Here is a 14,199-nt window from a genome sequence, read left to right on the forward strand (position 1 = left end):
GGATGCTCCTTACTTGCGACCCGTGGCCACGTCGATATCGGGGGCGTCAACCGCCTTCATGCCGACGACGTGATAGCCGCTGTCCACATGATGCGTTTCACCCGTGACGCCCGAGCCGAGGTCGGACAGAAGATACAGGGCCGAGTTGCCGACATCCTGAATGGTCACGTTGCGGCGCAGGGGCGAGTTCAGCTCGTTCCATTTCAGGATATAACGGAAATCACCGATGCCCGAAGCCGCGAGCGTCTTGATCGGTCCAGCAGAAATCGAGTTCACGCGAATGCCGTCCTTGCCCAGATCCTCGGCCATGTAACGCACCGAGGCTTCAAGTGCAGCCTTGGCCACGCCCATCACGTTGTAATGCGGCATGACCTGTTCGGCGCCGTAATAGGTCAGTGTCAAAAGCGATCCGCCATCCGGCATCATATCCGCTGCGCGACGGGCGACGGCGGTGAAGGAATAGACCGAAATATCCATCGTGACGCGGAAGTTTTCAGGGCTGGTATCGACATACCGCCCGCGAAGCTCGTTCTTGTCCGAGAAACCGATGGCATGGACAACAAAGTCCAGCTTGCCCCATTTGTCCTTCAGTGCGTTGAACAACCTGTCGATGGAACCCTGATCGGCCACGTCGCATTCCAGCACAAGATCCGACCCCAATTGGGCTGCCAGAGGATCGACGCGTTTCTTCAATGCTGCGCCCTGATACGAGAACGCCAGTTCGGCCCCTGCGTCGGCACAGGCTTTCGCGATCCCCCAGGCGATGGACTTGTCATTTGCAAGTCCCATAATCAGGCCGCGTTTGCCCTTCATCAATTCGGTCGACATTCTGGTTCCCCGTCCCGAGATACTCCGTTATGCCCGTTTAGGCGATTGGTCCTGTCTCTTCAAGTCTGTGGCTGTGCCACCTTTCGGGGTTTGTAACACAGTTGGCACGGAACCGCGCAGGTCATATGTTTGGCCATATCGTTGATCGTGAACGAAAAGGAGGCCGGAATGGCGGAACGTGGCGGGATATTTGCAGGCGACGACCCTTTCGTGATCGCGCGCAACTGGCTGGCCGAGGCCGAGAAAACCGAACCCAACGACCCCAATGCCATCGCGCTGGCCACGGTTGATGCCGACGGGCTTCCGAACACGCGCATGGTGCTGTTGAAGGACATCGAAGACGATGCTTTTGTCTTTTACACGAACTACGGATCCGCCAAGGCGCAGGAGCTTGACGGTGCCGGCAAGGCCGCCTTCGTCATGCATTGGAAAAGCCTGCGTCGGCAAATCCGCGTGCGCGGTGTGATTGAACGCGAAGAGGGACCGCAGGCGGATGCCTATTACGCGTCCCGATCGCTGAAAAGCCGGCTGGGCGCCTGGGCGTCACATCAAAGTCAGCCACTGGCATCACGTGCCGCCCTGATGGCCGAGGTGGCGAAGGTGACCGCGACCCATGGCCCCAACCCGCCGCGCCCCCCGTTCTGGGGAGGATATCGCATCCGTCCCGTCGAAATCGAGTTCTGGGCCGACGGCGCGTTTCGCCTTCACGACCGGTTCCGCTGGCGCCGGAATCAAAAAAATGACTCGTGGTCAGTGGAAAGATTAAACCCTTAGAAAAATTGGGTTTTCGTGCTATACCTGCCTAAAAGTATAAGTGTTAAACACTTGCACCCGGAAATCAAAGGCCTCAATAGTATGGGCGGGGATGAGAATGATTTGAGGACAATTATGGCGCAAGGAAATGACGCGCATGATCCCGTCGTGCTGCGTGGCCAGGTTAAATGGTTTGATCCAAGCAAAGGGTTTGGGTTCGTGATCGCGGATGAAGGTGGGGCAGATATTCTGCTTCATGCCAATGTGTTGCGCAATTTCGGCCAAAGCTCTGTCGCGGACGGATCGGTGATCGAGATTTCGGTGCAATCCACCGAACGCGGGCGCCAGGCCGTCAACGTGTTGTCCATCGAACCGCCCGCAGGCGGGTCCGAACACCAGCTTGAGGAATTTGCCGAAGGTGCCGTCGATCCCGACAGCGTCGGCCCGCTGGAGCCTGCGCGGGTCAAATGGTTCGACAAGGCCAAGGGGTTCGGCTTTGCCAATGTGTTCGGGCGCTCGGAAGACGTGTTCATCCATGTCGAAGTGTTGCGGCGGTCGGGTCTTGCCGATTTGCAACCAGGCGAAGCGATCGGCCTGCGCTCGGCGGCGGGCAAGCGGGGCTGCATGGCGGTCAGTGTCTCGTCCTGGGATGCGGCGACCGATCACACGCCATCTGACAGGGACTGACGGTCGCGCCATGTGGAAGCGGTTTTTGACATTCGGGGCGTCCGTGATGGGCGCCCTTCTTCTGTGCGCCCCGGTCCAGGCCCAGACCTGCGATCCGGGCCATGTGGACCTGCGCGGCGACTGGGGGCAGGCGCGCTTCTCGGTCGAGGTGGCCGACGACCCCGGTGAACGCGCCCTTGGTCTGATGAATCGTGACAGCCTGCCAGTGTCGCATGGCATGTTGTTTCTGTTCGAAACGCCCCAATCGGTCAGTTTCTGGATGAAAAACACGTTGATCCCGCTGGACATGCTGTTTTTGCAGGCTGACGGCACGGTGGCGCGCGTGCATTCGAATGCCATTCCACATGATCTGACCCCCATCCCCGGCGGGCCGGACATTCAGGCCGTGCTTGAGATCAATGGCGGTCTTGCACAACGATTTGGCATCGGCGAAGGCACCGTGCTGCGCCATCCCGATCTGGACCAGTCGATTGCAGCATGGCCTTGTCCCCCGACTGATTGACCGGACGGGGCGCGAAGATCGCTCCTGCTGTCAATTTGCCCTTTTCATCGTCCTGAACCCCCGTTAAGGAAGGGGCGTTCGGGGCGTAGCGCAGCCTGGTAGCGCGACGGTTTTGGGTACCGTAGGTCGCAAGTTCGAATCTTGCCGTCCCGACCATTTTTCCTTTCGAATGATCTCATCGTGATTCTGTTCGGGGTCGTCAGCCCCCGTGTCGTGGTCATCCGAGATGTCGGAGAAAAGGGGCGTCGGGTTGCGCACATATGCGGGCCGGTTCGAGGGTCGATTTGCCAGCTGCATTCAGGTGATGCTTTGCGTTTTGGCTTTAAGTCCGCCGCCCCGTTGCAAAAATCGGAAACCATCCACAGGGCGTGGCCTGCGAGGAATCAAGTGGTTAATCTGCGCTGTCTCAATCGCCGATCAAGGTCAACGCAAAAGAGTTGTGGATAGTCGGTAAGTTTCTGTTGACCTATTGGGGTTCGATACGCCACCTTGTGCGTGCTGATCAACAAGCCACAACATATAGTGGCGGCAGGTTACAGCAGGACAGTGAAACACCAAACCTTGACCGACCGGTCGCACCAAACCGGGGCCATTACATGTGAGCCCGGGGACAGGGGGTCTGTGCCTTTGATTGTCCTTTGTGGTCAGCGGAATTTGAAAGGGTGAAGGCGTGCCCAGACACGCACCACCACAGCGCACGAAGGACCGACGGGGCACAATGAAAATCGAACGCAAATTTACCAAGGCAGGCAAGGACGCTTATTCCGATCTGGATTTTGTCACCACAACATCCGAAATCCGCAACCCGGACGGCACTGTTGTGTTCAAACTGGACGCGTGCGAAGTGCCCGCAGAATGGAGCCAGGTCGCCTCGGACGTGATTGCGCAGAAATATTTCCGCAAGGCCGGTGTGCCCGCCGCCCTGAAACGCGTGAAAGAAAAAGGCGTGCCGGAGTTCTTGTGGCGCTCGGTCCCTGACGACAAGGCGCTGGCGGAACTGCCGCAAAAGGACCGCTTCGGCGGTGAAACATCGGCCAAGCAGGTGTTCGACCGTTTGGCAGGCGCGTGGACATATTGGGGCTGGAAGGGTGGCTATTTTACCACTGAAGCCGACGCCAAGGCCTATTTCGACGAAATGCGCCATATGCTAGCCAGCCAGCGCGCCGCGCCCAACTCGCCCCAGTGGTTCAACACCGGTCTGCATTGGGCTTACGGCATCGACGGCCCGGCCCAGGGTCATTATTACGTCGATCACAAGACCCGCAAGCTGACCAAATCCAAGTCGAGCTATGAACACCCGCAGCCCCATGCGTGTTTCATCCAGTCGATCGGTGACGATCTGGTGGGCGATGGCGGCATCATGGATCTGTGGGTGCGTGAGGCACGTCTGTTCAAATACGGCTCGGGCACCGGCACTAACTTCTCGTCGCTTCGTGCCGCAAACGAGCCGCTGTCCGGCGGTGGCAAATCCTCGGGCCTGATGGGCTTTCTGAAGATCGGCGACCGGGCTGCCGGTGCGATCAAGTCGGGCGGCACGACGCGCCGTGCGGCCAAGATGGTGATTGTGGACAGCGACCACCCGGATATCGAGGAATACATCAACTGGAAGGTCAAAGAGGAACAGAAGGTCGCGTCGCTGGTGGCAGGTTCGAAGATGCACGAAGAGCATCTGAACCACATCTTCGCCGCGATCCGCGCATGGGATGGCGCCGAGGAAGATGCCTTTGACCCCAAGGTCAACGACACCCTGAAAGACGCCATTCGTGCCGCGAAAAAGGTTGCAATCCCTGAGGTTTACGTCAAGCGCGTGCTGGACTACGCCAAGCAGGGCTACGGCTCGATCGAGTTCCCGACCTATGACACGGATTGGGATTCAGAGGCCTACGCGACCGTATCGGGCCAGAACTCGAACAACTCGGTGCGTGTGACCGATGCGTATCTGAAAGCCGTCGAAGCTGATGCCGATTGGGAACTGATCCGCCGCACCGATGGTTCGGTCGCCAAGACCATCAAGGCGCGCGATTTGTGGGACCAGATCGGTCACGCCGCATGGGCCTGTGCCGACCCCGGCATTCAGTATCACGACACGGTCAACGCCTGGCACACTTGCCCGGAAGACGGCGAGATTCGCGGTTCGAACCCGTGTTCGGAATATATGTTCCTGGATGACACCGCCTGCAACCTGGCCTCGATGAACCTGCTGACCTTCTTGGAAGACGGCGTGTTTCAGGCCGAGGATTACATGCACGCCACGCGCCTGTGGACCATCACGCTGGAAATCTCGGTGATGATGGCGCAGTTCCCGTCGAAAGAGATTGCCGAGCGCAGCTATGTCTTCCGCACGCTGGGTCTGGGCTATGCCAATATCGGCGGTCTGCTGATGAACATGGGCTACGGCTACGACTCGCCCGAAGGCCGGGCGATGTGTGGCGCGCTGACCGCGATCCTGTCGGGCGTGTCCTATGCCACGTCTGCGGAAATGGCGGGCGAATTGGGCGCATTCGAAGGATTTGAGCGCAACAAGGATCACATGCTGCGGGTCATCCGCAACCACCGGACGGCGGCGTATGGCGCGACCGAGGGCTATGAGAACCTTGAGATCAAACCGCTGGCGCTGGATCACGCCAATTGCCCGGACGCCAAGCTGGTCGATCTGGCGATGGGCGCATGGGACGAAGCCTTGGCGCTGGGTGAAAAGCACGGATATCGCAACGCGCAGGTGTCCGTGATTGCACCCACCGGCACCATCGGTCTGGTGATGGATTGCGACACCACGGGGATCGAACCCGATTTCGCGCTGGTGAAGTTCAAGAAGCTGGCCGGGGGCGGGTATTTCAAGATCATCAACCGCTCGGTTCCCGCAGCCCTTGAAAAACTGGGCTATGCCTCGTCCGAGATCGAGGAAATCATCAGCTACGCCGTCGGTCACGGCACCCTTGGCAATGCACCGGGCATCAACCACACGACCCTGATCGGCCATGGTTTCGGCGAAAGCGAGATCGACAAGATCGAAGCAGCACTGCCATCGGCCTTCGACATCCGGTTCGTGTTCAACCAGTGGACGCTGGGCGAGGAGTTCTGCACCAATGTTCTGGGCATTCCGGCGGAAAAGCTGAACAACCCCGATTTCAGCCTGCTCAGCCATCTGGGCTTCACCCGCAAGGATATCGACGCGGCGAACGATCACGTTTGCGGCACAATGACCCTGGAAGGTGCGCCGCATCTGAAAGAAGAGCATTACAACGTCTTCGACTGTGCCAACCCGTGCGGCAAGAAAGGCAAGCGTTTCCTGAGTGTTGACAGCCATATCTACATGATGGCCGCGGCGCAGAGCTTCATTTCCGGCGCGATTTCGAAAACCATCAACATGGCGAATGACGCGACGATCGAGGACTGCCAGAAGGCCTACGAACTCAGCTGGTCGCTGGGCATCAAGGCCAACGCGCTTTACCGCGACGGCTCGAAACTCAGCCAGCCTTTGGCCGCTGCATTGGTTGAAGATGACGAAGAGGCCGAGGAAATCCTCGCCTCGGGGTCGACCCACGAAAAGGCGGTGACGCTGGCCGAGAAGATCATCGAAAAAGTGGTGATCAAAGAGGTGGCGCGCGGCCGCGAGAAGCTGCCCGAACGCCGCAAGGGCTATACGCAGAAAGCCATCGTCGGCGGTCACAAGGTTTACCTGCGCACCGGCGAATATGAAGACGGTAATCTGGGCGAGATCTTCATCGACATGCACAAGGAAGGCGCGGGCTTCCGCGCGATGATGAACAATTTCGCCATCGCGGTGTCCGTGGGCCTGCAATACGGTGTGCCGCTGGAGGAGTTCGTGGATGCCTTCACCTTCACCAAGTTCGAACCGGCGGGCATGGTGCAGGGCAACGATTCGATCAAAAATGCGACCTCGATCCTTGACTATATCTTCCGCGAACTGGCGGTGTCCTATCTGGACCGCACCGACCTGGCGCATGTGAAGCCCGAAGGCGCGAGCTTCGATGATCTGGGGCGCGGCGAGGAAGAAGGCGTGTCGAACGTGCAGGAAATCACCGAAACGGCGGCCTCCAAATCATTGGAAGTGTTGAAGCAAATCAGCTCGACCGGCTATCTGCGCAAGCGCCTGCCGCAAGAGCTGGTGGTGCTGCAAGGCGGGGCCGAGGCCGGTGGGTCGGTGTTGACCGGAACCGATCCGGTCGGGGTGCTGAACACACTGGTGCCTGAAACGACAGGGGTGAAAACCACCGTCACCGAAACGCTGGTCAGCGAAACCGCAGTGTCGGCGGGAACGATCAACAAGATCGACGCGCGCACCAAGGCCAAGATGCAGGGCTACGAGGGCGATCCCTGTGGTGAATGCGGAAACTACACGCTGGTGCGCAACGGCACCTGCATGAAATGCAACACCTGCGGGTCGACCACGGGCTGTAGCTGAGACCATACCGGGCAGGGTGGTCGCGACCGCCAGCCCAAACGGACACGGGGCGGGTGCGCTCGCCCCCTGACGCGGATAAGGCCGCAGGCAAAAACTACCGGGCGGTATTAATCAAGAGCCTTATCAGCGAAACTGGGGTGCCCTTGGGCGCCCCTTTTTCTTTGTGGTTCGGTCTGTGCCGGGTCTGAAAAGACCGGGCATTGCCCCATTGATTCCCGGCCCGGTCCAGGCGTGGGGGTGCAAAAGTTGACGTTACGGCACCAATCGGCGCCAAGCACCGGGATTGGGGCCAAAAAAACCAAAAAATGAAAAATAGTTAAGGCTTTCTTGTCATGGGCGAAGATTTGCCCTGTTCCTGCCATATCCAGCCGGTAAAATATCCACCAGAAGTGGAGAAGAAATATGTTGGGGATAATCCTATGGTACAACGCCGATAAGAGCGTTGGCATGGTCTGGTGCGAGGATCAGGGACCGCTGGCGTTCATCGGTCCCGAGATTGTCGCGCCAGAGGGCGTTGGCAAACTGCAACGCGGTTCGCAGATCTGGTTCGATTTTGACGAGGCGAACGGCTTTCGTATGGTCAGCCGCATCGAAGCGGTCGGCGTGATCATGGGCGGGATCGACCCGGCCCAAGTGCTAAGCAGTTTCGGCAGGTCGGAACAAGACGGGCAGGATCCGGACCGGGTAGAGTTCGACGGGGCAGACACGCGGCCCGCCCTGCGCGTCGTCGCCTGATCAGGCACGGGAAGGGCAGATCCTGCCGGTTTACTGATGAATAAACAAAACGCCCGCCATTCGACATGGCGGGCGGTGGGGGCGTGGCGCCCGCGTTTATCCGGTTGCGCCGCGCGACAGGGCGGCCACGCCGGTACGGGCCACCTCGATCAGGCCCAGAGGGCGCATCAGCTCGGCAAAGGCCGAGATTTTCTCGGTCGTGCCGGTGATTTCAAACACGAAGCTGTCCAGCGTCGAATCCACCACATTGGCGCGGAAAATGTCGGCGAGGCGCAGTGCCTCGACCCGCTTGTCGCCCGCGCCTTCCACCTTGAACAAAGCCAGTTCACGCTCCACGGCGGGGCCTTCGACGGTCAGGTCATGCACGTCGTGAACGGGCACGATCCGGCCCAGTTGCGCCTTGATCTGCTCGATCACGGCGGGCGTGCCGGTGGTTACGATGGTGATGCGTGACAGGTGGCCCAGATGATCGACTTCGGCCACGGTCAGGCTTTCGATGTTGTACCCCCGGCCGGAAAACAACCCGATGACGCGGGCCAGAACACCTGCCTCGTTGTCGACCACGATGGCCAGCGTGTGGCGTTCGATCACATCGGAATTGGGATCGCGCAGGTCATAAGCCGATTTGCGTGACGAGCCTTTTTTGATCTTCAGTGCAGACATTTACAGACCCTCCTTAAACCAGCGTTGCGCCCGAGGAGCCGATGACGCCCTGCGTCTCGGCTTCGCCCAGAAGCATCTTGTTATGCGGCTCGCCCGACGGGATCATCGGGAAGCAGTTGGCGTGTTTTTCGACCAGAACATCCAGAATGTAAGGACCGTCATAGTCGATCATTTCCTGAATGGCGTCATCCAGTTCGGCCGGATCGGACACCTGCCGGCCCTTGCAGCCAAACGCTTCGGCCAGTTTCACGAAATCGGGCAGGCTTTCCGACCAGCTGTGGCTGTAGCGTTCGCCGTGCAGAAGCTCCTGCCACTGGCGCACCATGCCCAGCCGTTCATTGTTCAGGATGAACTGCTTGATCGGTGCGCGGAACTGAACGGCGGTGCCCATTTCCTGCATGTTCATCAACCAGCTTGCATCCCCCGCCACGTTGATCACCAGCGCATCCGGATGCGCAATTTGTGCGCCCAGCGATGCGGGCAGGCCATAGCCCATCGTGCCAAGCCCACCCGAGGTCAGCCAGCGGTTGGGGTCGTTGAAACCCAGGAACTGCGCGGCCCACATCTGGTGCTGGCCCACTTCGGTGGCGACATAGCGATCCTTGTCGCGGGTCAGCGCCTCAAGCCGTTCCATCGCGTATTGCGGCTGGATGACCTTGTCGTCCGGCTGATAGGCCAGGCAATCGCGCCCGCGCCATTCCTCGATCTTGGCGGTCCAGTTTTTCAGCGCCTCGCCATTGGTCTTGCGGCCGCGCGCTTTCCAGATTTTCAGCATGTCTTCAAGCACATGGCCCACATCACCAATGATCGGGATGTCCACGTGGATCACCTTGTTGATCGAGCTGGGATCAATGTCGATATGGGCCTTTTTCGACCCCGGGCTGAAGGCGTCGATCCGCCCGGTGATCCGGTCGTCAAACCGCGCGCCGACGCAGATCATCAGGTCGCAGTCATGCATGGCCATGTTGGCCTCATAAAGACCGTGCATGCCCAACATGCCCAGCCAGTGTTCGCCACCTGCGGGATAGGCACCCAACCCCATCAGGGTCGAGGTGATGGGAAACCCGGTGGCATCCACAAGTTCGCGCAGCAATTGGCAGGCCTCGGGCCCCGAGTTGATGACACCGCCACCGGTATAGAAAATCGGCCGTTTGGCGGTTTCCATCGCGGCCACCAGATCGGTGATCGCGTCAATGTCCCCACGCAGTTGCGGTGTATAGTGACTTGTTTCGACCTTCGCGGGCGGGGTGTAGTCCCCTGTCGCAAACTGCACGTCTTTTGGAATATCCACCAGCGTCGGCCCCGGACGACCGGCTGTTGCCACGTGGAACGCCTCGTGGATGACGGCAGACAGTTTGTCCGTTTCTTTCACCAGCCAGTTGTGTTTGGTGCAGGGGCGGGTGATGCCGACCGTGTCCGCCTCCTGAAACCCGTCGGTGCCGATCATGAAGGTCGGCACCTGCCCGGTCAGGACGACGATGGGAATGGAATCCAGCAGCGCATCGGTCAGACCCGTCACCGCGTTGGTCGCGCCGGGGCCGGAGGTCACAAGGACCACGCCCGGCTTGCCGGTTGACCGCGCATAGCCTTCGGCGGCGTGCACCGCGCCTTGTTCGTGACGCACCAGAATGTGACGGATGTCGTTTTGCTGGAAAATCTCGTCATAGATCGGCAGGACCGCGCCCCCCGGATAGCCGAATACCGTGTCGACACCCTGATCCTTCAGGGCTTGCACCACCATTTTCGCTCCGTTCATCTGACGTGTCATCACTCTCTCCGTTCCACGTGCGTTCTTCACAAAAAAGCCCCCGATTTTCGGGGGCGCATGGGGATCCAATATGGTTCCGTTACCGGCCCATGCGCCATTTTCTTACAAGGACGAGGACGCTGCGCATCGCAACATATTCCCTGGCTGTGCCCCCCGGTTGCGCGGTGGGGCGGTTTGACAATATGGGCGCGACATTATGAGGGGGGGTGAGGGGCGTCAACCGTGAAAAGGACGAATAAAGTGTCGCAGGTTGGAAAAAATTGTAATTTTAGGACGTTTTTGACGAAGGTGGCGCAACTTATGGAAATTCGGGGTCGGTCCGACGCATGGCGCAGCGGTCGTCTGGTTGGGGTCGGACGGGGTTTGCAGTTGGTTCGCGGATATGGCGGTGCGCATGGACGCGCGTGGGGCTGTCCGTCAGCTGCCGCCGGATTTTGCGGTGTCGGGCAGGGTGATCCCGGCCACCTGTTCGGCGATCGGGTCGGTTGAGAGCGGATGCAGCTCTGCGCTGTAATCCTCGTCCCCCCTGAGCGGCGTCCATTGGCCGCGGCGGTATATCTCCAGCGCCGAAAAGCGGGCCTTGTAATCCATCTTGGGGCTACCTGGTACCCAATAGCCCAGATAGACATAGGGCAGGCCAGCCTCGCGTGCGATCTGGATGTGATCCAGGATCATATGCGTACCAAGCGAGGTTCTGGTGCGATCGGGGTCGTAAAAGGAATAAACCATCGACAAGCCGTCATCCAGCACATCAGTCAGGCAGACGGCGCGCAGGGGGCCGGTGGGTTCGTCGCCCGGGGTCTGATCGGCGCCACGCTCGGCATATTCGATCACCCGGCTTTTGATCGGCGTTTCCTCGATCATTGCGGCAAATTCGAACACATCCATATCGGCCATGCCGCCATCGGCATGGCGCGTGTCCAGATAGCGGCGGAACAGCTCGTACTGGTCTTCGCTGGCCCAGGGCGCGCGGGCACGGCGTTCCAGATCGTCATTGCGCTTCATCGTGCGGCGCTGGCCTTTTGTGGGCACGAAATCCGACACCCGGATACGTGCCGACAGGCAGGCCGAACATTCGGCGCAAGACGGGCGATAGAGCACGTTCTGCGACCGGCGAAAGCCTTGCTTGGACAGGGTGTCATTCAGGGTATTTGCATGTTCGCCCTGCAGGGCGGTGAACAACTTGCGTTCCATCCGGCCATCCAGGTAGGGACATTCCTGCGGCGCGGTGACGTAGAACTGGGGTGCGAGCGGTAAAGTATGTCGCATGACACTTTCAAGATTGTTCAAGTGTTCAAAAGTTAGCCCGGAGAACCTGATCCGGCAAGTCCCCGGCGCGCATAAGGTAAATGGAACGCGCCGGGGCGCCTCAGATAAACTGACCCGGAGTCAGCGTCCGGCGGCGCGGTTGACGGCTGCGGTGCCCAGCATCATGTCGACCAGGCTTTGTCCGCGCGGTGTGGTGCACATCATCACGATGGAAATCAGTTGCACGACAAAAGTCGACATCGACACGAAATAGCCCAGCGTGTGCAGCGCGGCCGTGGTGCGGTCGAACCGTTCGCCGCGATGGGTGCGCAGCTCGATCGCGGTCAGGCGCATGCCCAGCGTCGCCGACGCGTTCGACAAGGTCGTCACGCGATAGACGAAGCTGACCGCCAGATAGATCAGCCCCCAGAGGAAGAAGCCGATGCCGAAGGTCAGAAGGCTGATCAGCACGCAGATTGCGGCAATCAGCACCACGTCGATCAGCCAGGCAAACAGGCGCTTCAGGGTGACATCGGCGTAGAACTCGGCCTGAGTGACGGGATCGGGCAGACCCCAATAGGGACGGCGACCGTGGTCATTGCGATGGTCGGCATGAGAATAGTCAGACATGGTCGGTCCTGTGTGCTTGCGTTTGTCGGCAGACACCCGGCCCAAATTCAGGGGCCGGGCGGGGCTGTCACCTATGTAAGTGTCAGCGGTCGATTTACGACTTTTTCTTCTTCTTGTCGCGGGCGGGTTCGTCCAGCACCTCGACATCGTCCATTTCGGCGTCGGCATAGTCGTCGGCGAAGTCGTCGTCATATGCCTCGTCGCGGGCAGCCTTGGCGGCATTTGCCCGTTCTTCCATGAACTGGTCGAACTCGGACTTGTCCTTGGCCGCGCGCAGGCGTTCCAGGAAGGCTTCGAATGCCTCCTGCTCGCTCATCAACCGGCGCAGGGTTTCCGCCTTGTAGGCATCGAACGCGGTGTTGCCCGAGGACGAGAAACCGTGGCGGCGTGCATAGCGTGCATCTTTCCAGGCGGTCGAGTCGGTGGAACGGCTGTGGCTGCATTTCGAAAACATGCGTTTGCTCCAGATCATATAGGCAAGAAGGGCCAGCCCGATGGGCCAGAAGAAGATGAAGCTGATGACCATGACCGCGATCCAAGCGCCTTTGCCGCGCTCATCCAGCCATGCTTCGCTTCGCGAAAACCAGCCGCGCGGGGCGGCGGGGAAGTCGGTTTGAGCGGCGGTGTTCATGTCAGGTCTCCGTTGTTGGCGTTGAATGTGAATGTCTTTCACATGACTAGGATGTGGGTATTTCTGTCCCGCCATCAAGGGGTAATGTAAAACTTTTTTACATTATTTGGCCAAAGCATTGAGGTGAAACGAAAAAAGCCGCCGAAAATCGACGGCTCTTGCAGGGGTTTCAAGCGGATTAGCCGCGCGGACCGAACCACATGCGACGGATCAGCCCGTCTTTCAGCACAAACTGATGATACAGCCAGCCTGCGATATGGGCCAGGATCGTCAGGGCCAGCAAGGTGGCAATGATCCCGTGCGCCGCGCGCGGGGCCAGGTCATTGAAGGTCTCGGGCAGGGGGTCGCCCGATCCGCCGAACACGATGGCGGGCAGCCCGGCGGTGATCGAGATCCCGATCCCGCTGGCCACCATCAGCAATACCAGCACATACAGCCCCCAATGCGCTGCGCGTGCGCCGGTGTTCAGAAGGGCGTTGCCTGCGTCCGCCTTGGGCGGGTGCGGCGTTTTCAACCGCGTAACCAACCGCACCAGCATCAGCGCGCCGATCACCAGCCCGACCGTCATATGGGCGCGCAGGCTGAACATTTTGTCGGGGTTGTCATTGGGCAGGGCGGCCAGCACCTGACTGCCCATGATCAGGGCACCGATGACAAGCCCGGCAAGGATCCAGTGCAGGGCAACCAGTAGGGGGTGATAGCGGGTCATGATGGCCTCCGATTCATAAAGGTATGCGGCGTATCATAGATGCAGGTGCACGATGGGCAAGCAAAACTTGCAAATGCAAGTAACGGTATTTGCCGCCGCAGGACGGGCAGAGGGTCAGTCCCGGTCCGCGACGAAATCGCCCTTGATGGCAGAGGCAGCCGCGATCAGCGCAAGGGGCGGGGCGGGAAAGACATGGCGCGGGGTGCCGGCCGCCGCCCAGACCGTGTCAAAGGCCAACAGTCGCGGGTCATAAAACGCCCGTACGGCCTGCGTCAGCCCGACAGGCGACACGCCCCCGATCGCAAAGCCGGTCTCGGCGCGGATCAGTCGGGCATCCGCCTTGCCCAATGGCTCGCCCGCCAGCGCCGAGGCTTTCGCCGCATCCACTCGATTGCCGCCCGCGGTCAGAAACAGGACCACATGGCCGCTGTCTTCGCCGCGAAAGATGATCGACTTGGCAATCTGGTCAAGCTCGCAGCCAACCGCGCGGGCGGCATCGGCTGCGGTGCGGGTGCCGTCCGACATCTCGCGCACATTCGTGTCGATCCCAAGCTCGACAAGCGCCTGTTTCACGCGCTTCAGGCTTTTTGACATGTGACCGGACCTCGTGTTGATGCGT

At 59.9% G+C, this 14,199-nt stretch carries 13 protein-coding genes and 1 tRNA gene; 6 read left to right on the forward strand and 8 right to left on the reverse strand.

Annotation, left to right across the window (positions count from 1 at the left end; all coding sequences use genetic code 11):
- Positions 1-9: 9 nt before the first annotated feature.
- Positions 10-828 carry an enoyl-ACP reductase FabI gene (gene fabI, locus IE188_RS06985; protein ID WP_191285737.1) on the reverse strand — a complete coding sequence of 273 codons (819 nt, stop codon included), beginning with the start codon at positions 826-828 and terminating at the stop codon, positions 10-12.
- Positions 829-996: 168 nt separating this feature from the next.
- On the opposite strand from fabI, the gene pdxH reads away from it, so the two are divergent.
- From pdxH to IE188_RS07015, 6 genes are all read left to right on the forward strand, one after another.
- The gene (gene pdxH / locus IE188_RS06990; RefSeq protein ID WP_191285738.1) at positions 997-1,602 is read left to right on the forward strand and encodes a pyridoxamine 5'-phosphate oxidase; all 606 of its coding nucleotides are present in this window, start codon (positions 997-999) and stop codon (positions 1,600-1,602) included.
- A gap of 114 nt (positions 1,603-1,716) precedes the next feature.
- Positions 1,717-2,268 (forward strand): cold-shock protein, encoded by a 552-nt coding sequence (locus IE188_RS06995; protein ID WP_191285739.1) that lies wholly within the window; start codon positions 1,717-1,719, stop codon positions 2,266-2,268.
- 46 nt (positions 2,269-2,314) lie between these two features.
- On the forward strand, positions 2,315-2,770 hold the full coding sequence (locus IE188_RS07000) for a DUF192 domain-containing protein (RefSeq protein WP_191285740.1): 456 nt from the start codon (positions 2,315-2,317) through the stop codon (positions 2,768-2,770).
- A gap of 79 nt (positions 2,771-2,849) precedes the next feature.
- Positions 2,850-2,926: transfer RNA gene (locus IE188_RS07005), tRNA-Pro, on the forward strand.
- A gap of 562 nt (positions 2,927-3,488) precedes the next feature.
- Positions 3,489-7,196, forward strand: a complete 3,708-nt coding sequence (locus IE188_RS07010; protein ID WP_191285741.1) for a vitamin B12-dependent ribonucleotide reductase — start codon at positions 3,489-3,491, stop codon at positions 7,194-7,196.
- A gap of 402 nt (positions 7,197-7,598) precedes the next feature.
- Positions 7,599-7,931 (forward strand): hypothetical protein, encoded by a 333-nt coding sequence (locus IE188_RS07015; protein ID WP_191285742.1) that lies wholly within the window; start codon positions 7,599-7,601, stop codon positions 7,929-7,931.
- A gap of 96 nt (positions 7,932-8,027) precedes the next feature.
- Here IE188_RS07015 and ilvN read toward each other — a convergent pair whose 3' ends face one another.
- The 7 genes from ilvN to IE188_RS07050 form a co-directional block, all read right to left on the reverse strand.
- Positions 8,028-8,594 (reverse strand): acetolactate synthase small subunit, encoded by a 567-nt coding sequence (gene ilvN, locus IE188_RS07020; RefSeq protein ID WP_191285743.1) that lies wholly within the window; start codon positions 8,592-8,594, stop codon positions 8,028-8,030.
- A 13-nt stretch (positions 8,595-8,607) separates the two neighbouring features.
- The gene (locus IE188_RS07025) at positions 8,608-10,362 is read right to left on the reverse strand and encodes an acetolactate synthase 3 large subunit (protein WP_191285744.1); all 1,755 of its coding nucleotides are present in this window, start codon (positions 10,360-10,362) and stop codon (positions 8,608-8,610) included.
- 417 nt (positions 10,363-10,779) lie between these two features.
- Complete coding sequence (locus tag IE188_RS07030; protein ID WP_191285745.1) at positions 10,780-11,631, reverse strand: arginyltransferase; 852 nt, start codon at positions 11,629-11,631, stop codon at positions 10,780-10,782.
- Between the two features lie 120 nt (positions 11,632-11,751).
- Entirely contained in the window at positions 11,752-12,240 is a 489-nt protein-coding gene (locus IE188_RS07035) for an RDD family protein (RefSeq protein ID WP_191285746.1), read from the reverse strand.
- Positions 12,241-12,334: 94 nt separating this feature from the next.
- Complete coding sequence (locus tag IE188_RS07040; RefSeq protein ID WP_191285747.1) at positions 12,335-12,871, reverse strand: DUF2852 domain-containing protein; 537 nt, start codon at positions 12,869-12,871, stop codon at positions 12,335-12,337.
- A gap of 178 nt (positions 12,872-13,049) precedes the next feature.
- On the reverse strand, positions 13,050-13,580 hold the full coding sequence (locus IE188_RS07045; RefSeq protein ID WP_191285748.1) for a cytochrome b: 531 nt from the start codon (positions 13,578-13,580) through the stop codon (positions 13,050-13,052).
- Between the two features lie 114 nt (positions 13,581-13,694).
- Positions 13,695-14,174, reverse strand: coding sequence for a YbaK/EbsC family protein (locus IE188_RS07050; protein WP_191285749.1), 480 nt, complete (start codon positions 14,172-14,174; stop codon positions 13,695-13,697).
- Positions 14,175-14,199: the final 25 nt, after the last annotated feature.

The sequence above is a fragment of the Aliiroseovarius zhejiangensis genome, assembly GCF_014656375.1.
In the GTDB taxonomy this organism is placed as follows: domain Bacteria; phylum Pseudomonadota; class Alphaproteobacteria; order Rhodobacterales; family Rhodobacteraceae; genus Aliiroseovarius; species Aliiroseovarius zhejiangensis.

Bases quoted from the DNA above. Each gene is read 5' to 3' on its own strand.
- IE188_RS07025 (WP_191285744.1), bottom strand. From the start codon at position 10,362: ATGACACGTCAGATGAACGGAGCGAAAATGGTGGTGCAAGCCCTGAAG.
- IE188_RS07045 (WP_191285748.1), bottom strand. From the start codon at position 13,580: ATGACCCGCTATCACCCCCTACTGGTTGCCCTGCACTGGATCCTTGCC.
- IE188_RS07010 (WP_191285741.1), top strand. From the start codon at position 3,489: ATGAAAATCGAACGCAAATTTACCAAGGCAGGCAAGGACGCTTATTCC.
- IE188_RS07040 (WP_191285747.1), bottom strand. From the start codon at position 12,871: ATGAACACCGCCGCTCAAACCGACTTCCCCGCCGCCCCGCGCGGCTGG.
- IE188_RS07035 (WP_191285746.1), bottom strand. From the start codon at position 12,240: ATGTCTGACTATTCTCATGCCGACCATCGCAATGACCACGGTCGCCGT.
- IE188_RS07050 (WP_191285749.1), bottom strand. From the start codon at position 14,174: ATGTCAAAAAGCCTGAAGCGCGTGAAACAGGCGCTTGTCGAGCTTGGG.
- IE188_RS07000 (WP_191285740.1), top strand. From the start codon at position 2,315: ATGGGCGCCCTTCTTCTGTGCGCCCCGGTCCAGGCCCAGACCTGCGAT.
- fabI (WP_191285737.1), bottom strand. From the start codon at position 828: ATGTCGACCGAATTGATGAAGGGCAAACGCGGCCTGATTATGGGACTT.
- IE188_RS06995 (WP_191285739.1), top strand. From the start codon at position 1,717: ATGGCGCAAGGAAATGACGCGCATGATCCCGTCGTGCTGCGTGGCCAG.
- IE188_RS07015 (WP_191285742.1), top strand. From the start codon at position 7,599: ATGTTGGGGATAATCCTATGGTACAACGCCGATAAGAGCGTTGGCATG.
- ilvN (WP_191285743.1), bottom strand. From the start codon at position 8,594: ATGTCTGCACTGAAGATCAAAAAAGGCTCGTCACGCAAATCGGCTTAT.
- IE188_RS07030 (WP_191285745.1), bottom strand. From the start codon at position 11,631: ATGCGACATACTTTACCGCTCGCACCCCAGTTCTACGTCACCGCGCCG.
- pdxH (WP_191285738.1), top strand. From the start codon at position 997: ATGGCGGAACGTGGCGGGATATTTGCAGGCGACGACCCTTTCGTGATC.